Origin of the sequence: Hypericibacter adhaerens, assembly GCF_008728835.1 — a bacterium.
Classification (GTDB): Bacteria; Pseudomonadota; Alphaproteobacteria; order Dongiales; family Dongiaceae; genus Hypericibacter; species Hypericibacter adhaerens.
Map to the genome: position 1 here is coordinate 251899 of NZ_CP042582.1, position 25283 is coordinate 277181.

Below are 25283 nucleotides of genomic sequence, written 5' to 3' on the forward strand. Positions count from 1 at the left end.
GCTTCCCTTGCCCTTTCGCGGCCGGCCCAGTCCCGGGTTGGCCGCAAGGCAGGAGCCGGGAGGGGACGCCATGACGGCCAAAATGCTGCGCTTCGTGACTCTGGGCCGCGCCATGCCCGAGAAGCGCGGGGCGGAGCTGCGCCGCCATGACTTCGACGAGATCTACCGGGAATTCAGGCCCGAGGAGGCCGCCGACCAGGCCAGCCGCTGCTCGCAATGCGGCGTCCCTTTCTGCCAGGTCCATTGCCCGGTCCATAACAACATCCCCGACTGGCTGAAGCTCGCGGCCGAGGGAAGGCTGGAGGAGGCGTACGAGACCTCCTCGGCCACCAACAATTTCCCCGAGATCTGCGGGCGCATCTGCCCGCAGGACCGGCTCTGCGAAGGCAATTGCGTGATCGAGCAGGCGGGCCACGGCACCGTCACGATCGGCGCCATCGAGAAGTTCATCACCGACACCGCCTGGGAGAAGGGCTGGGTCAAGCCGGTCCGGCCGCGCCGCGAGCGCCGCCAGAGCATCGGCATCGTCGGCGCCGGCCCGGCCGGCCTCGCCGCGGCCGAGGAGCTGCGCCGCCAGGGCTATCAGGTGACGGTCTATGACCGCTACGACCGCGCCGGCGGCCTGCTGATCTATGGCATTCCCGCCTTCAAGCTCGAGAAGGAGGTGGTGCAGCGCCGCACCGCCCTGCTGGTCGAGGCGGGCGTCACCTTCACGCTCAATTTCGAGGTCGGCCGCGACGCTTCGCTCGAGGAGCTGCGCCGGCGCCATGACGCGATCCTGATCGCCTGCGGCGTCTACAAGGCGCGCGACATCCAGGCGCCGGGCGTGGGCTTGCACAACATCGTGCCGGCGCTGGACTACCTGACCGCCAGCAACCGCAGCTCGCTGGGCGACCATGTGCCGGCCTTCGCCTCGGGCGCGCTCGATGCGCGCGGCAAGAACGTGGTGGTGATCGGGGGCGGCGACACGGCGATGGATTGCGTGCGCACCGCGGTGCGCCAGGGCGCCCTTTCCGTCAAATGCCTCTATCGCCGCGACCGCGCCAACATGCCGGGCTCGCAGCGCGAGGTCGCGCATGCCGAGGAGGAAGGCGTCGAGTTCGTCTGGCTGGCGCAGCCGGAGGCCTTTGTCGGCGGCTCCGGCAACGCCGATCCCTACAAGCTCACCGGCTTGCGCGCGCAGCGCATCCATCTCGGCATCGCCGACGCCACGGGGCGCCAGCAGCCGCGGCCGATCGAGGGCTCGCATTTCCATCTGCCGGCCGATCTGGCGATCAAGGCGCTGGGCTTCGATCCGGAGAACCTGCCCGAGGCGATGGGCGCACCGGGCCTCGAGCTCACGCGCTGGGGCTCGGTCAAGCTCGACTGGAAGCGCATGGCGACCAACCTCGAGGGCGTCTTCGCCGCGGGCGACATCGTGCGCGGTGCCTCGCTCGTGGTCTGGGCCATCCGCGACGGCCGCGACGCCGCGGCCGCGATCCAGCGCTACCTGATGGCCAAGGAAGCCGGCCTCAGCGCCACGGCGGCGGAATAGCGGGAGCGGGACCGATGCTGCGTCTCTACGACTTCCTCGACTCCGGCAACGGCTACAAGGTGCGGCTCGCGCTGCACAAGCTGGGGATTCCGTTCGAGCTTATCGAATGCGATATCCTCAAGGGCGAGACCCGCACGCCCGAATTCCTGAAGCGCAATCCCAACGGCCGCATCCCGACGCTCCAGCTCGAGGACGGAACCTTTCTCGCGGAATCGAACGCGATCACCTGGTACCTGGCCGAGGGCACGGAGCTCGCGCCCGCCACGCGCCTCGACCGGGCGCGCACGCTGCAATGGATGTTCTTCGAGCAATACAGCCACGAGCCCTATATCGCGGTGCTCAGGGCCTGGGAGCATGTGGGTTTCGGCGTGACGCCCGAGCGCAGGGCGCAGATCCCCGAGAAGATGGCCAAGGGCAACGCGGCGCTCGCCGTGATGGAGCAGCATCTGGCGCGCGAGCCCTGGTTCGTGGGCGGCCGCTTCGGCCTCGCCGACATCGCGCTCTATGCCTACACCCATGTCGCCCATGAGGGCGGCTTCGACATGAAACCCTATCCCGCCATTCGCGCCTGGATCGACCGGGTCGCGGCCCTGCCGCGCCACGTGCCGATCACCTGGAAGCCGGCGAAGGCCGCGTAAGGAATCCGCCCATGACCGACCCGACCCAAACCGGCGAAGAGCTCATCGCGCGATGGCGCGCCGAGGCCGCCTATCTGGCCGAGCAGGGCCTCTATGATCCGGCCGAGGAGCATGACGCCTGCGGCGTGGGCCTGATCGCGGCGCTCGACGGCAAGCCGCGCCGCGCGGTGGTCGAGGCCGGCATTGCCGCGCTGAAATCCGTCTGGCACAGAGGTGCGGTCGATGCGGACGGCAAGACCGGCGACGGGGCCGGCATCCATGTCCAGGTGCCGCAGGAATTCTTCAAGGACCATATCCGCGGCTCGGGCAATGTCGCGGGGCCGGGGCGGCTCGGCGTCGGCATGGTGTTCCTGCCGCGCACCGATCTCGGCGCCCAGGAGCGCTGCCGCGTCATCGTCGAGCGCGAGATCCTGGGCTATGGCTACACGATCTATGGCTGGCGCCAGGTGCCGGTCAATGTCGAGGTGATCGGCGAGAAGGCCAACGCGACGCGGCCCGAGATCGAGCAGATCCTGGTCAACAACAACCGCGGCCGCGACGAGGAGGCGTTCGAGAACGACCTCTACATCATCCGCCGGCGCATCGAGAAGGCGGCGCTCGAGGAGAGCATCAAGGAGCTCTATATCTGCTCGCTCTCCTGCCGTTCGGTCATCTACAAGGGCATGTTCCTCGCCGAGCAGCTCACCGCCTTCTATCCCGACCTGCTCGACCCGCGCTTCGTCTCGAACTTCGCGATCTATCACCAGCGCTACTCGACCAACACCTTCCCCACCTGGCACCTGGCGCAGCCCTTCCGCGTGATCGCCCATAACGGCGAGATCAACACGCTCAAGGGCAACGTCAACTGGATGAAGGCGCACGAGACGCGCATGGCGGCCGCCGCCTATGGCGAGCATATGCCGGAGATCAAGCCGATCATCCAGCCGGGCGGCTCGGACTCCGCCTGCCTCGACAACGTGTTCGAGGCGATGGTCGGCGTCGGGCGCACGCTGCCGATGGTGAAGTGCCTGCTGATCCCCGACAGCTGGGCGGGCCGCGTCACCATGCCCGAGGCCCATCGCGACTTCTACAGCTACTGCAACTCGGTGATGGAGCCCTGGGACGGGCCGGCGGCGCTCTGCGCGGTCGGCGGCAACTGGGTGGTGGCGGCGATGGACCGCAACGGCCTCCGGCCGCTGCGCTATGCGCTGACCGAGGACGGGCTCCTGGTCGCGGGCTCCGAGACCGGCATGGTCAAGCTCGACGAGGCGAAGATCGCGCGCAAGGGCCGGCTCGGGCCGGGCCAGATGATCGCGGTCGATCTCAAGGCCGGCCGCTTCTACGACCATCACGAGATCGTCGACAAGCTGGTGGGCGAGGCCGATTTCTCGGCCTGGGTCGAGAACATCACCGTCATCGACGACCTCCTGAAGGCGAAGCCGGGCCTGCCTGCCTCCTTCGCCAAGGAGGAACTGCGCCGGCGCCAGCTCTCGGCCGGCCTCTCGATCGAGGATCTGGAGCTGGTGCTCCACCCGATGGTCGAGGACGCGAAGGAGCCGGTGGGCTCGATGGGCGACGACACGCCCTTGGCCGTGCTCTCGGAGCGCTATCGCGGCCTGCATCACTATTTCCGGCAGAATTTCAGCCAGGTCACCAACCCGCCGATCGACAGCTTGCGCGAAAGCCGGGTGATGACGCTCAAGACCCGGCTCGGCAATCTCGGCAACATCCTCGACCAGGACGAGAGCCAGTGCCGGCTGCTCCAGCTCGAATCGCCGGTCCTGCTGACGGCCGAGTTCGAGGCGATGCGTGCCTATATGGGCACCAGCGCGGTCGAGGTGGATTGCACCTTCCCGACCGGCGGCGGCGAGCATGCGCTGCGCGACGCGCTGTCGCTGATCCGCCGCCAGGCCGAGGACGGCGTGCGCGGCGGCGCCGTGCATGTGATCCTCTCGGACGAGAAGGCGGGCCCGGGCCGCATCGCGATCCCGATGATCCTCGCGACCGGCGCCGTCCATACCCATCTCCACCGCCAGCAGCTCCGCACCTTCACCTCGCTCAATGTGCGCTCGGGCCAATGCATCGACGTGCATCACTTCGCGGTGCTGATCGGTGTCGGCGCCACCACGGTCAACGCCTATCTGGCCGAGGCCTCGATCGCCGACCGCCATCGCCGCGGCCTGTTCGGCAATCGCGGCCTCGAGGACTGCCTGGACCGCTTCAAGGAGGCGATCGACCAGGGCCTCCTGAAGGTCATGTCCAAGATGGGCATCGCCGTCATCAGCTCCTATCGCGGCGGCGGCAATTTCGAGGCGCTGGGCCTGTCGCGCACGCTGGTGGCCGAGTTCTTCCCCGACATGCCCTCGCGGCTCTCCGGCATCGGGCTTCCCGGCATCCAGCAGAAGCTGGCGGAGCTGCATGAGCGCGCCTGGCGCGAGGACGTGACGGCGCTGCCCGTGGGCGGCTTCTATCGCTATCGCCGCTCGGGCGACAGCCATGCCTGGGAGGCGGGGCTGATCCACACGCTGCAGAGCGCGGTCGCCACGGAATCCTACCAGACCTTCAAGCGCTATTCGGAAGGGGTGGAGAAGCTGCCGCCGGTGGCGCTGCGCGATCTGCTGGGATTCCGTGAGGGCCGGACCGCGATCTCGATCGACGAGGTCGAATCCATCACCGAGATCCGCAAGCGCTTCGTGACGCCGGGCATGTCCCTGGGGGCGCTCTCGCCGGAGGCCCACGGCACGCTCAACGTCGCCATGAACCGGATCGGCGCCAAGTCGGATTCGGGCGAGGGCGGCGAGGATCCGGAGCGCTTCCGGCCGCGGCCCAACGGCGACAATTTCAACTCGGCCATCAAGCAGATCGCCTCGGGGCGCTTCGGCGTGACGGCGGAGTATCTCAACAATTGCCGCGAGATCGAGATCAAGGTGGCGCAGGGCGCGAAGCCCGGCGAGGGCGGCCAGCTCCCGGGCTTCAAGGTGACGCCCGAGATCGCCAAGCTCCGCCATGCCACGGCGGGCGTCATGCTGATCTCGCCGCCGCCCCATCACGACATCTACTCGATCGAGGATCTGGCGCAGCTCATCTACGACCTGAAGCAGATCAACCCCGACGCCAAGGTCGGCGTGAAGCTGGTGGCGCGATCAGGCATCGGCACCATCGCGGCCGGCGTCGCCAAGGCCAAGGCGGACGTGATCCTGATCTCGGGCCATGTCGGCGGCACCGGCGCCTCGCCCCTGTCCTCGATCAAGTTCGCGGGCGTGCCCTGGGAGATGGGCCTTTCCGAGACGCACCAGGTGCTGACCTTGAACCGGCTGCGCCACCGCGTGCGGCTGCGGACCGACGGCGGCATCAAGACCGGCCGCGACGTGGTGATCGCCGCGATGCTGGGCGCCGAGGAGTTCGGAATAGGCACGGCCTCGCTGGTGGCGATGGGCTGCATCATGGTGCGGCAATGCCACTCCAACACCTGCCCGGTCGGCGTCTGCACGCAGGATCCGGCGCTCCGGGCCAGGTTCACCGGCACGGCGGAGAAGGTCGTCAATCTCTTCAGCTTCATCGCCGAGGAGGTGCGCGAGATCCTGGCGAATCTCGGCTTCCGCAAGCTCGAGGAGGTGATCGGCCGCACCGACCTGCTGCGCCAGGTGAGCCGCGGCTCCGAGGCGCTCGACGACCTCGATTTCAACCCGCTGCTGGCGCGCGCCGATCCCGGCGACTATCCGCGTTTCTGCACGCTCGAGGGCCGCAACGAGGTGCCGGACACGCTCGACAAGCAGATGATCGCCGATGCCCGCGCGCTCTTCGAGGACGGCGAGAAGATGCAGCTCCAGTACAACGTCCGCAACACGCAGCGCGCCATCGGCACGCGCTTCTCCTCGCTGGTGACGCGCCGCTTCGGCATGACGGGTCTCAAGCCCGGCCATGTGACGATCCGCCTGCGCGGCTCGGCCGGCCAGTCGCTCGGCGCCTTCGCGGTGCAGGGCCTGAAGCTCGAGGTCTTCGGCGACGCCAACGACTATGTCGGCAAGGGGCTGTCGGGCGCCACCATCGTGGTGCATCCGTTGCCCTCGAGCCCGCTCGTCACCAACGAGAACGCGATCGTCGGCAACACGGTCCTCTACGGCGCCACCGGCGGCAAGCTGTTCGCCGCCGGCACCGCGGGCGAGCGCTTCGCGGTGCGCAATTCCGGGGCCGAGACCGTAGTCGAGGGCTGCGGCTCCAACGGCTGCGAATACATGACCGGCGGGACTGCCGTGATTCTCGGGCCCGTCGGCGACAATTTCGCGGCCGGCATGACCGGCGGCATGGCCTTCGTCTATGACCCCGAAGGCCATCTGCCGAGCCGCATCAACGGCGACAGCGTCCTCTTCCAGCGCTTGGGCTCGCGCTACTGGGAGGCGCGGCTCCGGGGCCTGGTCGAGGAGCATGCGCGCGAGACGCAGTCCCGCTTCGCCATGAGCCTCCTCAACGACTGGCATCTCGAGCGCGACGGCTTCTGGCAGGTGGTGCCGAAGGAGATGGTGGCGCTCCTGCCGCATCCGCTCGAGGATACGGCGGCGGAGCTGCGGGCGTAGGCTGGATCGTGCTTCTCATTCTCTCCGACACGCCAAACGTCATTCCCGCGAAAGCGGGAATCCAGCTTGATCCAGCGTACCGGGTTGAAAGATGGATCCCCGCTTTCGCGGGGATGACGGGTGGGCGCTATTCCCTCGTCGCCTGCTTCAGATACGCGATCAGGTCTGCTCGATCCCGCGGGTTCTTCACCCCGGCATAGGTCATCTTGGTGCCGGGCACGAAGCCGCGCGGGTCGCTGAGGAAAGCGTCGAGGGTCTGCTCGTTCCAGACGATCCCGGACGCTTTCATCGCCGCGGAATAGTCGAAGCCCGGCACGGTGCCCGCCTGACGGCCGAACAGGCCCTTATGCATCGGGCCGACGCGGTTGCGGTCGATCGAATGGCAGCCTTGGCATTTGCGGTAGATCGCCTCGCCGCGCGCGGGATCGCCGGTCGCGGGCTCGTCCGCGCGGGCTCGCAGGGCGGTCGCAGCAGCCAGGATCAGCAGGAGCCAGACAACGAGCAGCAGGAGGGCCGAGCGCGCCTGGTTTCGCGGCGGGGACATGGATGATCCTGTCGTCGGGTTGCCGGGGATGAGGAAAAAGCGGTCTGCCGGCGGCCGAGGCCCGTTTGGGGAAGACGGCCGGTCGCCGGCAGACCGAAGCCCGTTCTCGCGAGGGCCGGAAGTCCGGGTGTATCGGCCCCGCGAGAACGAGGGGCCTCGCTCGCTCAGGAGATCGCGAAGGGTGTCGGAATCGGGTCCTCGCCCAGCGCGCTGCGCAGCACGGCCCAATGCATCGCCTCGTCGGCCATGATGCTGGCGGCCGCCGCCGACAGGTCCTTGTTGGCGAAGACCGGCACCGCGCCGTAATAGGCCTGGGCGGCACCCTGCTCGAGCCCGGCCGCGAAGCGCAGCACGTCTTCCTGCGTCTTCAGGTTGCCGGTCGGGAAGTCGTATTTCGACTGGGGCATGACCGGCGTGCCGCCGAGCTTCTTCACGGTCGAGGCCAGGAGCTCGGCATGCTTCTTGTGATGGTCCTGGAACTTCACCGCGACGCCGAGCACGGGCTTCTGCAGCAGGCCGCTTTCGGCGCCGACCTGATAGGCGGCGATGCCCTCATATTCGAGGCCCAGCGCCGTGTTCAGCACCTGGATGTCGTTCGCGGCCGTGGCCGCGGAGGCGGGCTTGCTCGAGGCCATGCTCTCGCAGCCCGCGAGGATCGCGATCGCGCCGGCGCTGAGCAGCACCTGGCCGCCGCGCACCAAGAGCCTGCGCCGCGCCGGAACCAGCGTCGTCTCGGGACGAAGAATGTTCTGTTCGCTCATGAAACCCTCTCTCTGTCGGTTGCTCGTTCGACAGCGCCTGGGGAATGAATTCGCTGTCGCGAGGCCTTACCGGCGGGCGGGGAGGGCGGATGCGGGAGGCCCGGTCACGAATGCGTGAGGGGCGCGAAAGTGCCGCCGATATGTTCTTCCTCTCCGCCCGCGCAGCGGGGGAGAGGGCAGGGTGAGGTGGGTGGTGACGCTTGCGGCGCTCTCTCGTGATAGATCCCCCTCATCCAGCTCCGGCTAAGTCTCCGCTTCGCTTCGACTAAGCCTGCACATCCTTCTCCCCCTGGCGGGGGAGAAGATGAAAACAACGGAGATGCCGAATGTCACGACGCCGGCAGCACCGCGCCGGAATAGAGCACCGGGCCGGTGGGCAGGCCCGTGGGCGAGCCGCCGGCGGGCTCGAGGCTGACGGCGAGCCCGCCGTGGGCGAGATCGGCCGCGGCCGCGCGGTCGAGCGGCAGGGAGAGCGGGCCGGCCGGAAGGACGCCCAGCGAGCGGGGATTGCCCTGCGGCGGCAGGATCCAGAGCTCGAGCGATTTGCCGGCCTCGGCCACCGGCAGGCGGCTGGCATCGAGGGTGAGGCGGTCATGCTTGAGATCGAGGCTCACCATCGCCACCGGCTTGCTGGCCGCGTCCGCGAGCAGCGCCATATGGGTGGGCGTGGGCGGCGGCGCCACGAAGAGATAGACGAAGAGCAGCAGCGCGATGGCCGCACCCGCGAGGCCCGCACGCCGCCAGAAGCCGAGGCAGTACCAGAGGCCCGCGGTGGCGAGGCTCGGCACGGGCCCGGTCGGCCGGCCGAACAGCAGCGCGAGGAGGCCGCGCCGGGCGCGCGGGGGCGCCGCTCCGATCCGGCGCTCGATCTCGGCCCAGCTCCGCGCCGGCGGCTCGATCGCGGGCGCGCCCTCGGCCAGCGGGTCCAGCCGCTGCGCCCAATCCTCGACGCGCCGCGCGAGGGCCGGATCGCCCTCGATCAGCCGCTCGAAGCGCCGGCGCGCGGGGCCCCTGAGCGTGCCCAGCGCATATTCGGCCGCGAGCTGGTCCAGCAGTTCGGGATTCGGCTCGGTCATGTGTCGAGGCATCCCTTGAGTCGCACCAGGCTGCGGCGGATCCAGCTCTTCACCGTGCCGAGCGGCACCCCCAGCCGCGCCGCCACCTGATGGAAGGTCAGGCCCTGGTAATAGGCGAGGAGCAGGCTCGCCCGCGGCTGCGCCTCGAGCTGATCGAGGCAGCGCTTGAGCCGGAGGGCCTCCTCGCCGCCCTGCGCCAGGGCCTCGGGACCTGCGGCGGGATCGGGCAGGGCCTCGGCCATCTCGGGATCGAGCGGGGCGTCGCGGCCGCGTTTGGCCATGAGATCGAAGCATTCGTTGCGCAGGATGCGCGCCATCCAGCCGAGCGCCGTTCCGCGGTCCGCGTCGAACCGGCCCGCATGCCGCCATACCGCCATGAAGGTCTCCTGCAGGGCCTCCTCCGCGAGATCCCGGCGTCTGACTATACCGAGGGCGAGCCCGAATAGTTGCGGGGCCGTCGCGCGATAGAGTCGCTCGAGCGCGGTGCGGTCGCCCCGGGCGACCGCAGCGAGGAACGCGGCGAGAAGGGTGGCGTCGCTCATGAACCGGGCGTTCCGACAGGCGAGGCCAAAGCACGCTCCTGGGGCGCACGCGGATCCCCGTGAGATCCGCGGGCGTCATGGCAGCGGAGGGGCGGGCGCAAGTCAACGGGCTTTGGGCCCGCCGCCTCCTTGGTTATGCTCACCAGCGAACGAATCGACCCATGCTTCTGCTCATCCATTTCCCGCTCGATCCCGCCTCGCGCAAGGTCCGCATCCTGTTGAAGGAGAAGGGCATGGCGTTCGAGCTGCGCGAGGAGCGCGCCTGGGAGCGGCACGAGGAATTCCTCGCCCTGAGCCCCGGCGGCGATCTGCCGGTGCTGATCGAGGCCGACGGCAAGCCGATCGCCGATGCGGGCGCCATCGTGGAATATCTGGAGGAGACGGGGCCGGCCCCCTCGCTCTACGGCACCGAGCCGCGGGCGCGGGCCGAGGTGCGGCGGCTCGCCGCCTGGTTCGACCGCAAGTTCCAGCGCGAGGTCACGGCCAACCTGCTCGACGAGAAGATCGGGCGGCGCATCATGGGCAAGGGCACGCCGGATTCGAGCGCCATCCGCGCCGGCATCCTCAATCTCAAGACCCATCTCGATTATATCGGCTGGCTCGCCGATCGCCGCACCTGGCTCGCGGGCGATAGCTTCTCGATGGCCGATATCTCGGCCGCGGCGCAGCTCTCCTGCATCGACTATCTGGGCGACGTGCCCTGGGACGATCACCAGGGTGCCCGCGACTGGTACCAGCGCGTGAAGTCGCGCCCCAGCCTGCGCCCGCTGCTCGGCGACCGCATCCCCGGCGCACCGCCGCCGACGCATTACGCGGACCTGGATTTTTGAGCGGGTGCTCCACTGGGACTCAGTTTCCCACGGTCGGTGCTGTTGTCCCTACCGTCACCCCCGCGAAAGCGGGGGCCCCACTCGACGCTCGACGCGCTGGATCAAGATGGATCCCCGCTGGAGTTTACGCTTGGGCCGGCCTACGGCCGGACCCGGGCGTGGGGATGACTGCTGGGAAGGAAGCAATCGCTTCCTTCCCAGCAGTCACTCCGTCTTCAGATCCAGCTTCTCGATCCGTCCCTGCGCCGCTTCGGCGGTGGGGGTGTTGGGGGCGAGCTGGGCGGCCTGGACCCAGTCGGTGCGGGCGCCGTTCTTGTCGCCGGCAGCGTCCTTGAGGATGCCACGCTCGAGATAGCCCTCGGCATTCTTGGGATCGAGCGTCAGCGCCTGGTTCACGTCGGCGAGCGCCAGCTCGGTGCTGTTCACATAGCGATAGGCGCTGGCGCGCAGCACCAGGATGTCGGCGCGCTTGGGCGCCAGCTCGTTCGCATGGTTGAGATCGTCGAGCGCATCCCACCAGCGTTCGGCCGCACCCAGCGCCACCGCGCGGTCGATCACCATCTCGACATCGTTGGGCGCGATCCCGAGCGCCGCGTTCGAGGCGGCCACGGCCTGCGCGGCATCGCCCTCGAGCAGCCAGACCTGACCCGCCTGGTCGTAGAGCTGGGCCGCGAGCGTGCGCGAGCTGTCGGTCTTGGCGAGCTCGCCCGCCACGGTCTGCAGCATCTGCGCCGCCTCCGTGTAGCGGCCGAGGCCCACCAGCGCCACCGCCTGGCAATGCTGCGCCGGCGGCCCGCCATTCTTCGCGAGCCAGGCGCCGGCGCTGTCATAGGCGTCCTGCGGATGGTCCTTGGTCAGCACCATGCAGGCGGCATACTGCTTGGCTTCCTCGAGATTCTGCTCCGGGAAGCTCTGGATCTGCCCTTGCTGGGCCGAGGCCGGGAACGGCGCACCGCCGAGGAGCAGCAGCGCGAGCGCCAGCACCGCCGCACCGCGCCGGGCCGTCGCCTTGTTCCGTCCGAGTGGCGTCATTACGTTCATGGACGCAGAACTGCTCCTGGTTGGATCCGGCGGCCTCGTGCCTCCGGGTCGGGGCCAGAGCCTCCCTCCTGGCTGGTCGAATGGCAAGTGCGACGAAATTGGATGCATCCGGCGAACATGGACCGGAAGAAAGCGGCACGGCGCCGCGCCTGTTCGTCTTCGGTCTCGGCTTCAGCGCGCTGGCGCTGGCCGAGCGGCTGAAGCCCAAGGGCTGGCAGATCGCGGGTACCTGCCGCGAGGCGGAGAAGGCCCAAGCGCTGCAAGCGCGGGGCTTCACGGTGCATCGCTTCGATCGCGACCATCCGCTGCCCGATCCGCGCGCCGTCCTGGCGGGCACGACGCATCTCCTTTCCAGCGTGCCGCCCGATGGCGGGATGCCGAGCGGCGACCCGGTGCTCGATCGTCACGGCGCCGATATCGCGGTCCTGGCGCCGGGCCTCGCCTGGGCGGGCTATCTCTCGACCACCGGCGTTTATGGCGACCGCCAGGGCGGCTGGGTCGACGAGGCGAGCGCGCTGACGCCTTCGGGCGAGCGCGGCCGGCGACGGCTCCAGGCGGAGCAAGCCTGGCTCGCGCTCTGGGAACGCCACCAGGTCCCGGTGCATCTCTTCCGTCTCGCCGGCATCTATGGGCCGGGGCGCAGCGCGCTCGACAGCGTGCGCGCCGGCACGGCCAAGCGCGTCGTCAAGCCGGGCCAGGTCTTCAGCCGCATCCATGTCGCGGATATCGCGACCGTGCTCGAGGCCTCGATCATGCGGCCGCATCCGGGCGCGGCCTACAATCTCTGCGACGACGACCCCGCACCGCCGGCCGAGGTGATCGAGCATGCCTGCCGTCTCCTGGGCGTCGAGCCGCCGCCGGCGCTGCCCTTCGACGAGGCCTCGCTCTCGCCGATGGCGCGCAGCTTCTATGAGGACAACAAGCGGGTGCGCAACGAGCGCATCAAGCGCGAGCTCGGCGTGACGCTCGCCTATCCCAGCTATCGCGACGGCCTCAAGGCGCTGCTCGCGGAGGGGAAGTGAAGCCGGTCAATGAGCGTCGACATCGCCGCCGCTCTCTCGTCACCCCCGCGAAAGCGGGGGCCCATGTCGATGCCCGACGCGCTGGATCAAGCTGGATCCCCGCGGGAGTTTACGCTTGGGCCGGCCTACGGCCGGACCCGGGCGCGGGGATGACGGCTGGGGGCGCGGGAAGCGTGAGAAGCTCGCCGCCTTAACGCGACTTAAAAGTTTTTCGCGGCAATCTCGTCCGACAGCGCATCGACGGTCGCGGCCAGCCGCGCCAGGTCTTGCGGCCGGGAGAGCCGATGGTCGCCATCCTTCACCAGCGTCACGGTAACGTCGCCGCCGCTCAACCGTTCGGCAGTACGCACCGCCCAGCGCCAGGGCACGTCCGGATCCTCCATGCCTTGCAGCAGCCGCACCGGGCAATTCACCGCGATCGGCTGGCCCAATAACAAATGATGGCGACCTTCCTCGATCAGCTTGAGTGTAATCGGCAGATCAGGGCCATAACGCGAGGGCTCATGCCATTCGCCATCGCGCAGCAGCTGCTCCTTGATGGGCGCGGTCATCCGGCTCCACATCAGCTCCTCGGTGAAATCCGGGGCGGCGGCGATTCCGACGAGCCCGGCCACGCGGGCCGGCCGCGCCAGCGCCGCCAGCAGCATGATCCAGCCGCCCATGCTGGAGCCCACCAGGATCAGCGGGCCTTCGGTCAGGCGGTCGATGACGGCGAGCGCGTCCTCGCGCCAGCGCCCGATGGTGCCGTCGGAAAATTGTCCGGACGAGGCGCCATGGCCGAAATAATCGAAACAAAGAAAAGCTTGTCCCCGGTTCCGGCAGTGCGATTCGAGGAAAACCGCCTTGTTTCCCGACATGTCGGACGCGAACCCGCTCAAAAAAACCACACTTGGCAAATTTCGACCGTCAACGCCCTGGAATCGACGGTAGGCCGTTGTCGTCCCGTCTTCGCGTGCTAGACTCAGATGGCGGGGGGACGAATCGCGTGGCGTGTCGGACATGGCGTGGGTGTAATGGACGCAGCGGGATCGGTCGAGACCCCCGATCATAACATGACGATGAAGAGGCCGGCGATGAGCGGGCCGGTTGTTCTCCAGGTGATGCCGACCTTGGCGCATGCCTCGGATCGTATCGCGCTGGACATCGCGGGGGCGGTGCATCACGAGGGCGGCACGGCGCTGATCGCGTCGAGCGGCGGCCCGTTCGTGGCCGAGCTGCCGCGCTCGGGCGCGCGCCATCATCGCATCACGCTCGATCGCCGCAATCCTCTGGGCATGCTGGCCTCCGCCTCGAAGCTGGTGCGGCTGATCCGCAGCGACTCCGTCGACATCGTCCATGCGCGTGGCCTTCACGCCGCCTGGCCCGCCTATCTGGCGGCGCGCCGCACGGCCAAGCCCTTCGTCACGACATTCGATCTCGGCGGCCCGGCCGACGGCGCCTTCGATCGCTTCTATGCCGCGGCGCTGGCGCGCGGCGACCGCGTCATCGCGGTCTCCGAATTCGCCGCGCGGCTGGCCTACGAGCAGCACAAGGTCGACGACCGCCGCCTGCGCCTGGTGCGCCGGGGCATCGACACCGAGACCTTCGACCCCTCGCATGTGACGGCGCCGCGCATGATCCGCCTGGCGCGGCTCTGGGGCCTGCCGGACGACCTGCCGGTGCTGATGCTGCCGGGCCGGCTCATGCCGCATAACGGCCATGCGCTCCTGATCGACGCGCTGGCCCGGATCAAGAACCGCGCCTTCCACTGCCTCGTGGTCGGGGCCGAGGGCGACGATCCGGGCTATAGCGGCGAGATCGAGGAGCGGGCGCGGGCCGCCGGCCTCAATGGCCGCTTCCATATCGTGCCGGAATGCCGCGACATGGCCGCCGCCTACATGCTGGCCGACGTGGTCTTGAGCGCCGCCCCGGCGCCCGAGGCCTTCAGCCTGGTTCTCGCCGAGGCCCAGGCCATGGGCCGCCCGGTGGTCTCGATCGACCGCGGCAGCGCCCGCGAGCAGGTGGCCGGCAACGAGATGGCCTGGCTGGTGCCGCCCGAGGATCCGGCGGCGCTGGCCTCCGCCATCGGCCGGGCGCTCGATCTCGACCCCGACCTCAGGGCTCGCCTCGCGGCCGAAACCGCCCAGCGCGCCCAGGCCCGCTACGCCCGAACTACCATGTGTGCCGGGACCTTGGCCGTCTATCGCGAGCTGATGGAACGGCCGAGCCCGCACCCGGCGCCCGCCTTGACAGAGGCCTCGATCCCCTCTTAATTCCGGCGGTTTGGGCGTTAATTACCCTTTCTCAACCTGAATCCGGTCGAGTCCCGGCGGGATTCACGAAGTTTCGACCCGCAAAACGGGCCGAAGAAGCATCAACGGCTCCATGATTCACATCACGCTACCCGACGGCAGCCGCCGGTCCTACGACCAGCCGGTTTCCGGTGACGAGATTGCCGCCTCGATCGGCAAGGGCCTGGCGCGCGACGCGCTGGCCGTGAAGATCGACGGCGAGCTCAAGGATCTGGCGACGGTCATCGACCGCGACGCGAAGATCGAGATCGTCACCCGCAAGCATCCCGACGCGCTCGAGCTTCTGCGCCACGACGCGGCCCATGTGCTGGCCGAGGCGGTGCAGGAGCTCTATCCCGGCACCCAGATCACCTTCGGGCCGGCGATCGAGAACGGCTTCTACTACGATTTCGTGCGCGACGAGCCCTTCACGCCCGAGGATTTCCTCAAGATCGAGCAGCGCATGCGCGAGATCGTCGATCGCGACGAGAAGATCACGCGCGAGATCTGGAGCCGCGACGAGGCCGTGCGCTGGTTCAAGGATCACGGCGAGAAATACAAGGCTGAATGGGTGCTCGAGATCCCGAAGGACGAGGAGATCTCGATCTACCGTCAGGGCAGCTGGCTCGACATGTGCACGGGCCCGCATCTGCCCTCGACGGCCAAGCTGGGCAAGGCCTTCAAGCTGATGAAGGTGTCGGGCGCCTATTGGCGCGGCGACGCCAACAACCAGCAGCTCCAGCGCGTCTATGGCACGGCCTGGGCGGACGAGAAGCAGCTCCAGCAATATCTGACGATGCTGGAGGAGGCGGAGAAGCGCGACCATCGCCGCCTCGGCAAGGAGATGAACCTCTTCCACCAGCAGGAAGAGGCGGCCGGCATGGTGTTCTGGCATCCCAAGGGCTGGACGCTCTACCGCACGGTCGAGAACTATCTGCGCGGCCGGCTCGACCAGTCGGGCTATGTCGAGGTCAAGACGCCCCAGCTCGTCGACCGCAAGCTCTGGGAGGCCTCGGGCCACTGGGAAAAATTCCGCGAGAACATGTATCTCGCCGAGAACGAGGCGGGCCTGAAGGAATATGTTGCCGATCCCAGCCAGCGCATCTTCGCGCTCAAGCCGATGAACTGCCCCTGCCACGTGCAGATCTTCAACCAGGGGCTCAAGAGCTACCGCGACCTGCCGCTGAGGCTGGCCGAGTTCGGCTCCTGCCACCGCTTCGAGCCGGGCGGCGCGCTGCACGGCATCATGCGCGTGCGCAACTTCACGCAGGACGACGCGCATATCTTCTGCACCGAGGACCAGATCACGGCCGAAAGCGTCGATTTCTGCCGGCTGCTGCTCGAGGTCTATGGCGATTTCGGCTTCACCGACGTGGCCGTGCGCTTCGCCGACCGGCCCTTGAAGCGGGCCGGCACCGATGCCATCTGGGACAAGGCCGAAGCCGCGCTCAAATACGCGGTCGAGCGGGCCCAGCTTCCCTACACGATGGCACCGGGCGAGGGCGCCTTCTACGGTCCCAAGCTCGAGTTCCACCTCAAGGACACAATCGGCCGGTCCTGGCAATGCGGGACGCTGCAGGTGGATTTCGTGCTGCCGGAGCGGCTCGACGCCAACTACATCGCCGAGGACGGGCAGAAGCACCGCCCCGTGATGCTGCACCGGGCCATCTTCGGCTCGATGGAGCGCTTCCTCGGCATCCTGATCGAGAACCATGCCGGCAAGCTGCCGCTCTGGCTCGCCCCGCTACAGGTTGTGGTCGCCACCATCACGGACGACAGCCGGTCCTATGCGGAAGAGGTCGCGGGCGCCCTGCGGGCCGCGGGCTTGCGGGTCGAGACCGACGCCCGCAACGAGAAGATCAACTACAAGGTCCGCGAGCACAGCCTGGCCAAGGTGCCGGTCCTGGCCGTGGTCGGCAAGCGCGAGGCCGAGAAGCGCGAGGTCGCCCTCAGGCGCCTGGGCGGGAATGAGCAGGAAGTCCTTGCGCTCGATGAGGCGCTCAATAGACTAAAGGCAGAAGCGCGTTCGCCCGCGGGGAAGTCGGGCGCGGCGCTTGCGGCGGGCGCGTTCTAGCGCGGATTCTCCGGCCGGAACCCCCGCCATTTTCAGGTCAACATCGCTCAGGAGAAGTCAGCATAGCCAGACCACCGCAGGAATCCGCGCCGTCACGTGACGGTCCGCGGATCAATCACCAGATCAACGTGCCGCAGGTGCGGCTGGTGAAAGAGGATGGAACGATGGTGGGCGTCGTATCGATACGCGAGGCCCTGCTCATGGCGGAAGACGCGGGGCTCGATCTCGTCGAGATCTCGCCCAATGCCAGCCCTCCCGTCTGCAAGATTCTCGATTTCGGCAAGTTCAAATACGAGCTGCAGAAGAAAGAGAACGAGGCGCGCAAGAAGCAGAAGGTCATCGAGGTCAAGGAGATCAAGCTGCGCCCCGGCATCGACGAGCACGACTACCAGGTGAAGATGCGCTCGGTGCATCGCTTCCTCGAGGAAGGCGACAAGGTCAAGGTGACCATGCGCTTCCGCGGCCGCGAGATGGTGCATCAGGAGCTGGGCATGAAGGTGCTCGACCGGGTGCGTGCCGAGCTCGATGCGCTCGCCAAGGTCGAGCAGATGCCGCGCCTCGAAGGCCGGCAGATGATCATGGTCATGGCGCCCAAGTAAGGCGCCGCCGGAAACGGGGCGGATCGGCGAACGATCCGCCCCGTCTCATTTCCGCCCCGTTTCCGTCCGAGGATCGCGTCCCGGGAGACGACATGGCCGAGCCTGAAGAACAGCCCCGCGACATCATCGATGTCACCGCCGCGCCCAAAGCGGCGGTGGTGCGGCTGACACCGGTCGCCCCGATGCAACCTGCCGCCGCCGCGGAGCCCCTGCCGCCCGAGCCCGCCGCCTGGCCGTCGGAGGAAAGCGGGCCGTCGGCCGTCTTCGCCCTGCCGCCCGCCTATCTCCGCAAGCCGCCGGTCCTGGGCCTGCTGGCCGTCATCTACGGCATCGTGGCGCTGATCAAGCTGCCGATCCTGTTCGGGCCCTTGGCGATCCTGTTCGCGATCGCCGCCGCCTGCCGCAAGCAGTTCTGGTATGCGGCGCTGGGGGCGGCCACCGGGGCCGCCGGCCTCGTCAGCTCGACCACCTTCTGGTTGCTGCTCGGTGGCGGCTGGCTCATCAATTATCTGCTCTAGATCGATCTGACATCGCTTGGGGGAGAGCGGCGATGGCGAATCCCGATTGGCACCGGCTGGGTCCGGTCGAGACCTTGAAGCAGCGGTCGCTGCAGACCGTCACCGTGGCGGGCCGGCCGATCGCCTTGTCCTACGACGAAGGACGTTTCGGCGCGATCCTGGGCCGCTGCCTGCATGCGGGCGGGCCGCTGGGCGACGGCACGCTCCGCAACGGCTATGTCGTTTGCCCCTGGCATGGCTGGACCTATCAGCGCGAGACCGGCGAGGGCGAGCCCGGCAGCACCGACGCCGTACCGCGCTATCTGCTGAAGCAGGAGGGCGGCGAGCTCTTCATCGATCTCGCCTCGGGCACCCACCCGCGCGCGGCCTCGCACGAGCCCCATCCGCTGGCGCGCCGGCCCGAGCGCGCGCCGGGCGCGCTGCGCGTCGTGGGCATCTCGACCACCGTCATGGACCGGCAGGCGCCGCGCTACTCGACCTCGGAGGATCTGCTGGGCGTGGCGCTCGAGGCGGCGGCGGGCGATGGGGCGGAGACGAAGCTCATCCGGCTCGACAGCCTCAGGTTCCGCGCCTGCGAGGGCTACTACTCGAAGAGTGCGAATGCCTGCACCTGGCCCTGCTCGATCACGCAGATGGACGACAAGGACGAGCTCACCGCCGTCTATGAGGCGCTGGTGCATTGGGCCGACGTGGTCCTGATCGCGACGCCGATCCGCTGGGGCAATGCCAGCTCGCTCTATTTCAAGATGATCGAGCGGATGAACTGCATCCAGAACCAGATCACCACCCATAACCGCGTGCTGATCCGCAACAAGGTCGCGGGCTTCATCGTTACCGGCGGCCAGGACAATGTGCAGGCGGTGGCGGGCGAGATGATGATGTTCTTCGGCGAGCTGGGCTTCACCTTCGCCCAGTTCCCCTTCGTCGGCCACAGTCGCGGCTGGTCGGCCGAGGATATGGAGAACAATGTCGCGGCGGTGAAGGCCGACCAGGAGCTGCGGGAAGGCACGCGGGCGCTGGCCCGGCGCTGCCTGGAGCGGGCGCGGGATCTGGTCGCGGCCGGCGAGGGTGCCGCCCGGACCGAGCGCGGCGGCCGCAAGGCCAATGGCTCCTTGAAGTAGGGCCATCTAGCGCCTTTTTATTTTTTTTATAGAAGTGCGGGCGGCGAATTGGCCGTCAGGTTCACAGGGGAGAAAATAATCCTTGACGACATATTAATATCGTGGTAATATTGACCTCAGAAAGGAGGTCACGCGATGATATATAATTTAACATCATTAATATATCTAGCCATCGCGATACTATATCTAATGCTGTCTGCCTTGCATAGATAGTAAGTCGCCGGTCGTTATATTAGGGAATCTGGGAGCTCTGTCACGGGCTCCCAGATTTTATTATTAGAAGCGAAAGTTTTTATTTCTGAACAGGGCTGCAGCGGATGGTCACACCGCACGCCGGCGGCGATTCCTTGCCATTCCCGGCCTCCCCCTGTATAACCGCGCGTCCTCGGCGAGCGAGACCGGGCCTGGATAGGGCATGCCCGGCCGCCCGAAGGACATAGATATCAAATACTTAGAGGACATGAAATGCCCAAGATGAAGACCAAGAGCGGCGCCAAGAAGCGCTTCGCTCTCACCGCCACGGGCAAGGTCAAGATGACCCCGTCCCGCAAGCGCCATGGACTTTCGAAGCGCACCCAGAAGATGAAGCGTCAGGCCCGCGGCATGCGGATCATGGCCGACATGGATGCGGCGAACGTCAAGAAATTCTTCCTGCCGAACGGTTGAGAGGGAGCTGAGCCATGGCACGCGTCAAGCGGGGCGTCACCACCCACGCCCGTCACAAGAAGATCGTCGATATGGGCGCCGGCTATTTCGGCCGCGCCTCGACCAATTTCCGCGTCGCGATCGAGAAGGTCGAGAAGGGCCTGCAATATGCCTATCGCGACCGTCGCAACAAGAAGCGCGACTTCCGCGGTCTCTGGATCCAGCGCATCAATGCGGGCGTGCGCGAGCACGGCCTGACCTACTCGAAGTTCATCGCCGGCATGAAGAAGGCGGGGATCGAGGTGGACCGCAAGGTGTTGGCGGATCTCGCCGTGCGCGAGCCGGCCGCCTTCGGCGCGCTGGTGAAGCAGGCGAGCGACGCGCTCGGCAAGGGCGGCTGAACCGCCACCCTCCCGGAATGCCGGATCACGACATGAGCCCCGCCTCATGGGCCAAGGCCCGGATGGCGGGGCTTTTGCTTTCGGCCTCGCTCCTGGCGCCGCTGGCTCTCTCGGCTTGCGACCGGTACGGCGACGATATCGCGCTGGTGAAGAAATCGCCGGTGCTGGGCGACACCACCGGCGAGAAGCTCTGCACCGACACCGCCGGCGCCCGCGGCAAGTTCGAATGGTCGGCCGGGAAATCCGAGACCTACAAGGACAACGACCAGATCGTCGAGGTCACCTGCAAGGTGACCAAGCCCGGCTCCTCGGGCGCCCAGCATGTGATCGAGTTCGCGTTCATCCATAACCGCCAGACCGAGAAGGTGGCGCTCGACCGGCTCCTGATCGACGGGAAGGAGCAGAGCCTGCTCTCCGGCGCGATGAACCTGATGCTGCTGCAGCTGGATTGAGGCCTCTTATCCCTTCCCCCGCTTTGCGGGGGAAGGTTAGGAAGGGGGCTGCTCGGTATCCGACACCGAGCAGCCCCCTCCCCAACCCTCCTCCGTTCCGGGGGAGGGGATGAACCGCGGTTAGATTGACCGGCCGCCGGGCTTGCGCCTATCCTCGCGCCCCATGACGAGGATGATCGCAACGCGCCGATTTACCGGCGGCCTGACCCAGACGACGGCCCGCCTCCCGGCGGCCGGCTCGGACAGGGCGCCGATGCCTTAGCGCGACCCGCCAGAGACGGCAGCGAGACCAGGCGAGAAGGGGCCGAGCCATGTTCGGCCCCTTCGCTTTTGTGCTTTTGAATTGAGGACGATTTCCGATGCTCGAGGATGCAAGCCGGTTGGAGAAGAAATGGCTGGAGGCGGTCGCGGCCGCGTCCGGTCTGGACGCGCTCGAGACCGTGCGCGTCGAAGCGCTCGGCAAGAAGGGCGAGATCTCGGGCCTGATGAAGGGGCTGGGCGCGCTCACCCCCGACGAGCGCAAGAGCGCCGGCGCCAAGCTCAACCAGCTCAAGGACGCGGTCGCGGCCGCGATCGAGGCGCGCAAGAGCCAGCTCGCCGAGGCCGCGATGGATGCGCGCCTGCAGGGCGAGAAGCTCGACATGACGCTGCCGGCGAGCCTCGGCGCGCAAGGCCGGCTGCACCCGATCAGCCAGACCATCGACGAGATCATCGCCATCTTCGGCGAGATGGGCTTCAAGGTCGCGGAAGGCCCCGACATCGAGGAGGACTTCTACAACTTCACGGCGCTGAACATCCCGCCGGACCATCCCGCGCGTCAGATGCACGACACGTTCTATCTTGGCCGCGCCGATGTTGCCGCGAACACCAACCATGCCGGCGGCACCGGGGTTGGTGGGGCGGCCGGTGACGCCGGCATCCAGGAAAAGAAGTTCGGCAAGGAAGCGACGCCGACGGATCTGGAGGGGCGCCGGCTGCTGCGGACCCACACCTCGCCGGTGCAGATCCGCTACATGAAATCGCACCAGCCGCCGATGCGCATCATCGCGCCCGGCCGCACCTATCGCTGCGATTCCGACATGACCCACACGCCGATGTTCCATCAGGTCGAAGGTCTCGTCGTCGACGAGAAGACCCATATGGGCCATCTCAAGGGTTGCCTCACCGAATTCTGCCGTGCCTTCTTCGGCGTCGCGGACCTGCCCTTGCGCTTCCGCCCGAGCTTCTTCCCCTTCACGGAACCCTCCGCCGAGGTCGATATCGGCTGCTCGCGCAAAGGCGGCGAGCTCAAGCTCGGCAATTACGGCGACTGGCTCGAGATCCTGGGCTGCGGCATGGTCCATCCCAAGGTGCTGGAGATGGGCGGCATCGATCCGGCGCGCTATCAGGGCTTCGCCTTCGGCATGGGGATCGAGCGCATCGCCATGCTGAAATACGGCATCCCCGACCTGCGCACTTTCTTCGAGGCCGATGCGCGCTGGCTCGCGCATTACGGCTTCCAGCCGCTCGACGTCCCGAACCTGGTGGGGGCGCCGCGATGAAGTTCACGCTCGGCTGGCTCAAGGACCATCTCGACACGAATGCGGACGCGGCGGCGATCGCCGACCGGCTGACCAAGCTCGGCCTCGAGGTCGAGAGCGTCGAGGATCGTTCCAGGGATCTGGCGCCCTTCCGCGTCGCCTATGTGGTCGAGGCCAAGCCGCACCCGAACGCCGATCGCCTGCGCGTCTGCATGATCGATGTCGGCGAGGGCGCGCCGATCCAGGTCGTCTGCGGCGCGCCCAACGCGCGCACCGGCATGAAGGGCGTGTTCGCGCCGGCGGGCAGCCATATCCCGGGCACCGGGCTCGATCTCAAGAAGGGCAATATCCGCGGCGTCGATTCCAACGGCATGCTCTGCTCGGCCCGCGAGATGGGGCTGGGCCAGGATCATGACGGCATCATCGAGCTGCCGGCGGATGCGCCGGTCGGACAGCCCTTCGCCAAGGTGATGGGGCTCGACGATCCGCTGTTCGACATCGCCATCACCGCCGACCGTGCCGACTGTCTCGGCGTGCGCGGCATCGCGCGCGACCTGGCGGCGGCGGGCCTGGGCAAGCTCAAGCCCTTCGCGGTCGAGACGATCGCGGGCAGCTTCGACAGCCCGGTCCGCTGGCAGCGCGATCTGCCGGCCAACGCCCAGGATGCCTGCCCCTATGTGGTCGGACGCTATTTCCGCAACGTGAAGAACGGACCGAGCCCGCAATGGCTCAAGGACCGGCTGGTCGCCATCGGGCTCCGGCCGATCTCGGCGCTGGTCGACATCACCAACTATGTGACCTTCGATCTGGGCCGCCCGCTCCACGTGTTCGACGCCGACAAGCTCGACGGCGATCCGACCATGCGCTTCGCGCGCACGGGCGAGGAGATCCTGGCGCTCGACGGGCGCAGCTACCGCCTCGAAGGCGACATGACCGTGATCGCCGACCGCAAGGCCGTTCACGGCATCGGCGGCATCATGGGCGGCGAGCATTCGGGCTGCACGCCCGACACCAAGAACGTCTTCCTCGAGGTCGCGCTGTTCGATCCTAAGCGCACGGCGGCCACCGGTCGCCGGCTCGGGATCGAGAGCGATGCGCGCTACCGCTTCGAGCGCGGACTTGATCCGGTGTCGGCCGAATGGGGTGCGGAGATCGCGGCCAAGCTGGTGCGCGAGCTCTGCGGCGGCGAGGCGAGCCGCGTCGTGAGCGCGGGCGCGATGCCCGAGTGGCGGCGCAAGCTCTCGCTGCGGACGAGCCGCATCTTCGCGCTGGGCGGGCTCGACCTGCCCGTGGCGGAATCGAAGCGGATCCTCGAGGCCCTGGGCTGCGAGGTGACGGGCGACGGTCAGACCCTCGCCGTCACGCCGCCCTCCTGGCGCGCGGATATCGAAGGCGAGGCCGACCTCGTCGAAGAAGTCGTGCGCGTCAAAGGCTTCGACGAGGTGCCGGCGGTGCCGCTCGAACGCGAGACACCGCTGCCCGAGCCCGCGGTCACGCTGGGCCAGCGCCGCGCGCAGCAGGCCAAGCGCATCCTGGCCTCGCGCGGGCTGCTCGAGGCGGTCACCTACTCCTTCACCTCCTCGGCGGCCGCGTCCTTCTTCGGCGGGGTGAAGCCGGAGCTCATGCTCGCCAACCCGATCTCGGCCGATCTCGACGTGATGCGGCCCTCGATCCTGCCGAACCTCGTGATGGCGGCGGCGCGCAACGCGGCCCGGGGCTTAAGCGATCTCGGCCTGTTCGAGGTGGGTCCGCAATACGCCGACGCCACGCCCGAAGGCCAGGCCCTGGTCGCGACGGGGCTGCGCGTGGGTCAGACCGGCCCGCGCCACTGGCGCGATCGCCCCCGCGCGGTCGATGCCTTCGACGCCAAGGCCGATGCGCTGGCGCTGCTGACGGCGCTGGGGGCACCGGTCGAGAACCTCCAGGTCACGGCCGACGCGCCTGCCTGGTACCATCCGGGCCAGTCGGGCCAGTTCCGCCTGGGCCCGACCGTGCTGGCGCGTTTCGGCGCGCTCCATCCGCGCGTGACCAAGGGTCTCGATCTCGAGGGGGCGGCGGTCGCCTTCGAGGTGATGCTCGACACGATCCCGCAGCCCAAGGCCAAGGCCGGGCCGCAGCGTCCGCCGCTCAAGGCCTCCGCCTATCAGCCGGTCGAGCGCGACTTCGCCTTCCTGGTCGCGTCGGACGTGCCGGCGGACAAGCTGATCCGCGCCGTCAAATCGGCGGAGAAGGCGCTGATCCAAAGCGTCAGCCTGTTCGATCTTTACGAGGGCGATCGCATCGAGGCCGGCAAGAAGTCGGTCGCGATCTCGGTCACGCTGCAGCCGAGCGACCGCACGCTGACCGATGCCGAGATCGAGCAGGTCTCGGCGAAGATCGTCGCGGCGGTGACGAAGGCGACGGGCGCGGTGCTGCGATCGTAAGGAGCGGGGCGCCGGCGCTCGTTGTCATGCCGGCGCTCTTCCCGTCATCCCCGCGAACGCGGGGATCCATCCTTCAGCCTGCGCTGCCGGATCGGGTTGGCCCCCCGCTTCCGCGGGGGTGACAATAGGAGCAGGGCGACGAGAGGGAACGTTGGCCCGTGCGGGTGCAACTCAGTGCCGCGCGGTGCTCTGCGGCAGATAGCCCTGCTGGTCCCAGAGCTGGGCGCTGGCCCAGTCCATCGCGTCGGTGAAGGCGCCCTCGCCGATCTTGGCGGTGAGGATGTTGCCGACCTCGCTCAAGGCGGCTTCGAGCTGATCGGCATGGTCGTCGCGGCCATGGGCGCGCAGCAGCCGGCTCAGGGCCGCGCTGTGCATCATCCAGAGCGCGGCCATGCGCGCGGTTTCGGTCGGGTCGGTCACGGGAGAGGGTCTCCGGTCGGGCCAATGCAATTGGCGACAAGACTATAACGGCCGCATTAACAGGCGATGAACTCGCCGAAAACCTCCCGCCCGATCAACGCGCTGCAATGCCGGCATCCGGGAGTCCGCACGACATTTTGACACAGGAACGCAACTTGCCGCCGCGCACGGCGCGCGAGTACACTTCTGCGCAACGACATCGGATCGCGCTCGCGCCAGGACGAACAGCGATCCATCGTGCCCCAGTTATCTATCGACCCCGCCCGTCACGCCCGAGCTTGCGTCTACGGGATGCCGGT

General features: G+C 67.9%; 22 protein-coding genes. 15 read left to right on the forward strand and 7 right to left on the reverse strand.

Annotated features, from left to right (window positions below; genetic code table 11):
• Positions 1-70: 70 nt before the first annotated feature.
• From FRZ61_RS01130 to gltB, 3 genes are read left to right on the forward strand one after another with little or no spacing between them, the layout of a single operon-like run.
• Complete coding sequence (locus tag FRZ61_RS01130; protein WP_151114556.1) at positions 71-1534, forward strand: NAD(P)-dependent oxidoreductase; 1464 nt, start codon at positions 71-73, stop codon at positions 1532-1534.
• A 14-nt stretch (positions 1535-1548) separates the two neighbouring features.
• Positions 1549-2172 (forward strand): glutathione S-transferase family protein, encoded by a 624-nt coding sequence (locus FRZ61_RS01135; RefSeq protein ID WP_151114557.1) that lies wholly within the window; start codon positions 1549-1551, stop codon positions 2170-2172.
• An 11-nt stretch (positions 2173-2183) separates the two neighbouring features.
• Positions 2184-6725 carry a glutamate synthase large subunit gene (gene gltB, locus FRZ61_RS01140; RefSeq protein WP_151114558.1) on the forward strand — a complete coding sequence of 1514 codons (4542 nt, stop codon included), beginning with the start codon at positions 2184-2186 and terminating at the stop codon, positions 6723-6725.
• A gap of 127 nt (positions 6726-6852) precedes the next feature.
• Here gltB and FRZ61_RS01145 read toward each other — a convergent pair whose 3' ends face one another.
• From FRZ61_RS01145 to FRZ61_RS01160, 4 genes are all read right to left on the reverse strand, one after another.
• Positions 6853-7269 carry a c-type cytochrome gene (locus FRZ61_RS01145; protein WP_151114559.1) on the reverse strand — a complete coding sequence of 139 codons (417 nt, stop codon included), beginning with the start codon at positions 7267-7269 and terminating at the stop codon, positions 6853-6855.
• 164 nt (positions 7270-7433) lie between these two features.
• Complete coding sequence (locus tag FRZ61_RS01150; RefSeq protein WP_151114560.1) at positions 7434-8030, reverse strand: ferritin-like domain-containing protein; 597 nt, start codon at positions 8028-8030, stop codon at positions 7434-7436.
• 329 nt (positions 8031-8359) lie between these two features.
• Positions 8360-9106, reverse strand: coding sequence for an anti-sigma factor (locus FRZ61_RS01155; protein ID WP_191909237.1), 747 nt, complete (start codon positions 9104-9106; stop codon positions 8360-8362).
• The gene (locus FRZ61_RS01160; protein ID WP_151114562.1) at positions 9103-9648 is read right to left on the reverse strand and encodes an RNA polymerase sigma factor; all 546 of its coding nucleotides are present in this window, start codon (positions 9646-9648) and stop codon (positions 9103-9105) included. The genes FRZ61_RS01155 and FRZ61_RS01160 overlap by 4 nt, the downstream gene beginning before the upstream one ends.
• Before the next feature lie 161 nt (positions 9649-9809).
• Here FRZ61_RS01160 and FRZ61_RS01165 point away from each other — a divergent pair, with 161 nt between their 5' ends.
• Positions 9810-10478, forward strand: coding sequence for a glutathione S-transferase family protein (locus FRZ61_RS01165; protein WP_151114563.1), 669 nt, complete (start codon positions 9810-9812; stop codon positions 10476-10478).
• 204 nt (positions 10479-10682) lie between these two features.
• Here FRZ61_RS01165 and FRZ61_RS01170 read toward each other — a convergent pair whose 3' ends face one another.
• Positions 10683-11510 carry a tetratricopeptide repeat protein gene (locus FRZ61_RS01170; RefSeq protein ID WP_191909238.1) on the reverse strand — a complete coding sequence of 276 codons (828 nt, stop codon included), beginning with the start codon at positions 11508-11510 and terminating at the stop codon, positions 10683-10685.
• Between the two features lie 89 nt (positions 11511-11599).
• On the opposite strand from FRZ61_RS01170, the gene FRZ61_RS01175 reads away from it, so the two are divergent.
• On the forward strand, positions 11600-12541 hold the full coding sequence (locus tag FRZ61_RS01175) for an SDR family oxidoreductase (RefSeq protein WP_151114565.1): 942 nt from the start codon (positions 11600-11602) through the stop codon (positions 12539-12541).
• Positions 12542-12741: 200 nt separating this feature from the next.
• Here FRZ61_RS01175 and FRZ61_RS01180 read toward each other — a convergent pair whose 3' ends face one another.
• On the reverse strand, positions 12742-13542 hold the full coding sequence (locus FRZ61_RS01180; RefSeq protein ID WP_151114566.1) for an alpha/beta fold hydrolase: 801 nt from the start codon (positions 13540-13542) through the stop codon (positions 12742-12744).
• Between the two features lie 72 nt (positions 13543-13614).
• On the opposite strand from FRZ61_RS01180, the gene FRZ61_RS01185 reads away from it, so the two are divergent.
• The 10 genes from FRZ61_RS01185 to pheT all read left to right on the forward strand — a co-directional run bounded on the left by FRZ61_RS01185 (position 13615) and on the right by pheT (position 24564).
• A complete protein-coding gene (locus tag FRZ61_RS01185; protein WP_191909239.1) occupies positions 13615-14793 on the forward strand; it encodes a glycosyltransferase in 1179 nt (392 codons plus the stop codon).
• Positions 14794-14905: 112 nt separating this feature from the next.
• Positions 14906-16885 (forward strand): threonine--tRNA ligase, encoded by a 1980-nt coding sequence (thrS, locus tag FRZ61_RS01190; RefSeq protein WP_151114568.1) that lies wholly within the window; start codon positions 14906-14908, stop codon positions 16883-16885.
• Between the two features lie 62 nt (positions 16886-16947).
• The gene (gene infC / locus FRZ61_RS01195) at positions 16948-17484 is read left to right on the forward strand and encodes a translation initiation factor IF-3 (protein WP_151114569.1); all 537 of its coding nucleotides are present in this window, start codon (positions 16948-16950) and stop codon (positions 17482-17484) included.
• A 92-nt stretch (positions 17485-17576) separates the two neighbouring features.
• Positions 17577-18002 carry a hypothetical protein gene (locus tag FRZ61_RS01200; RefSeq protein ID WP_151114570.1) on the forward strand — a complete coding sequence of 142 codons (426 nt, stop codon included), beginning with the start codon at positions 17577-17579 and terminating at the stop codon, positions 18000-18002.
• A gap of 32 nt (positions 18003-18034) precedes the next feature.
• The gene (locus FRZ61_RS01205; RefSeq protein ID WP_151114571.1) at positions 18035-19123 is read left to right on the forward strand and encodes a Rieske 2Fe-2S domain-containing protein; all 1089 of its coding nucleotides are present in this window, start codon (positions 18035-18037) and stop codon (positions 19121-19123) included.
• Between the two features lie 465 nt (positions 19124-19588).
• Positions 19589-19789, forward strand: coding sequence for a 50S ribosomal protein L35 (gene rpmI, locus FRZ61_RS01210; protein WP_151114572.1), 201 nt, complete (start codon positions 19589-19591; stop codon positions 19787-19789).
• 14 nt (positions 19790-19803) lie between these two features.
• Positions 19804-20169, forward strand: a complete 366-nt coding sequence (rplT, locus tag FRZ61_RS01215; RefSeq protein WP_151114573.1) for a 50S ribosomal protein L20 — start codon at positions 19804-19806, stop codon at positions 20167-20169.
• Positions 20170-20201: 32 nt separating this feature from the next.
• Entirely contained in the window at positions 20202-20621 is a 420-nt protein-coding gene (locus FRZ61_RS01220) for a hypothetical protein (protein WP_151114574.1), read from the forward strand.
• Between the two features lie 359 nt (positions 20622-20980).
• Entirely contained in the window at positions 20981-22162 is a 1182-nt protein-coding gene (gene pheS, locus FRZ61_RS01225) for a phenylalanine--tRNA ligase subunit alpha (protein WP_151114575.1), read from the forward strand.
• A complete protein-coding gene (gene pheT, locus FRZ61_RS01230) occupies positions 22159-24564 on the forward strand; it encodes a phenylalanine--tRNA ligase subunit beta (protein WP_151114576.1) in 2406 nt (801 codons plus the stop codon). Before pheS ends, pheT begins: the two co-directional genes overlap by 4 nt.
• Positions 24565-24735: 171 nt before the next feature.
• On the opposite strand, the gene FRZ61_RS01235 is transcribed toward pheT, so the two are convergent.
• Positions 24736-24984, reverse strand: coding sequence for a hypothetical protein (locus FRZ61_RS01235; protein WP_151114577.1), 249 nt, complete (start codon positions 24982-24984; stop codon positions 24736-24738).
• Positions 24985-25283 lie beyond the last annotated feature (299 nt).

Excerpts from the sequence above, each read along its gene's own strand:
- FRZ61_RS01130 (WP_151114556.1), top strand. The coding sequence starts at position 71 with ATGACGGCCAAAATGCTGCGCTTCGTGACTCTGGGCCGCGCCATGCCC.
- FRZ61_RS01135 (WP_151114557.1), top strand. The coding sequence starts at position 1,549 with ATGCTGCGTCTCTACGACTTCCTCGACTCCGGCAACGGCTACAAGGTG.
- gltB (WP_151114558.1), top strand. The coding sequence starts at position 2,184 with ATGACCGACCCGACCCAAACCGGCGAAGAGCTCATCGCGCGATGGCGC.
- FRZ61_RS01145 (WP_151114559.1), bottom strand. The coding sequence starts at position 7,269 with ATGTCCCCGCCGCGAAACCAGGCGCGCTCGGCCCTCCTGCTGCTCGTT.
- FRZ61_RS01150 (WP_151114560.1), bottom strand. The coding sequence starts at position 8,030 with ATGAGCGAACAGAACATTCTTCGTCCCGAGACGACGCTGGTTCCGGCG.
- FRZ61_RS01155 (WP_191909237.1), bottom strand. The coding sequence starts at position 9,106 with ATGACCGAGCCGAATCCCGAACTGCTGGACCAGCTCGCGGCCGAATAT.
- FRZ61_RS01160 (WP_151114562.1), bottom strand. The coding sequence starts at position 9,648 with ATGAGCGACGCCACCCTTCTCGCCGCGTTCCTCGCTGCGGTCGCCCGG.
- FRZ61_RS01165 (WP_151114563.1), top strand. The coding sequence starts at position 9,810 with ATGCTTCTGCTCATCCATTTCCCGCTCGATCCCGCCTCGCGCAAGGTC.
- FRZ61_RS01170 (WP_191909238.1), bottom strand. The coding sequence starts at position 11,510 with ATGACGCCACTCGGACGGAACAAGGCGACGGCCCGGCGCGGTGCGGCG.
- FRZ61_RS01175 (WP_151114565.1), top strand. The coding sequence starts at position 11,600 with ATGGCAAGTGCGACGAAATTGGATGCATCCGGCGAACATGGACCGGAA.
- FRZ61_RS01180 (WP_151114566.1), bottom strand. The coding sequence starts at position 13,542 with ATGTCCGACACGCCACGCGATTCGTCCCCCCGCCATCTGAGTCTAGCA.
- FRZ61_RS01185 (WP_191909239.1), top strand. The coding sequence starts at position 13,615 with ATGAGCGGGCCGGTTGTTCTCCAGGTGATGCCGACCTTGGCGCATGCC.
- thrS (WP_151114568.1), top strand. The coding sequence starts at position 14,906 with ATGATTCACATCACGCTACCCGACGGCAGCCGCCGGTCCTACGACCAG.
- FRZ61_RS01200 (WP_151114570.1), top strand. The coding sequence starts at position 17,577 with ATGGCCGAGCCTGAAGAACAGCCCCGCGACATCATCGATGTCACCGCC.
- FRZ61_RS01205 (WP_151114571.1), top strand. The coding sequence starts at position 18,035 with ATGGCGAATCCCGATTGGCACCGGCTGGGTCCGGTCGAGACCTTGAAG.
- rpmI (WP_151114572.1), top strand. The coding sequence starts at position 19,589 with ATGCCCAAGATGAAGACCAAGAGCGGCGCCAAGAAGCGCTTCGCTCTC.
- rplT (WP_151114573.1), top strand. The coding sequence starts at position 19,804 with ATGGCACGCGTCAAGCGGGGCGTCACCACCCACGCCCGTCACAAGAAG.
- FRZ61_RS01220 (WP_151114574.1), top strand. The coding sequence starts at position 20,202 with ATGAGCCCCGCCTCATGGGCCAAGGCCCGGATGGCGGGGCTTTTGCTT.
- pheS (WP_151114575.1), top strand. The coding sequence starts at position 20,981 with ATGCTCGAGGATGCAAGCCGGTTGGAGAAGAAATGGCTGGAGGCGGTC.
- pheT (WP_151114576.1), top strand. The coding sequence starts at position 22,159 with ATGAAGTTCACGCTCGGCTGGCTCAAGGACCATCTCGACACGAATGCG.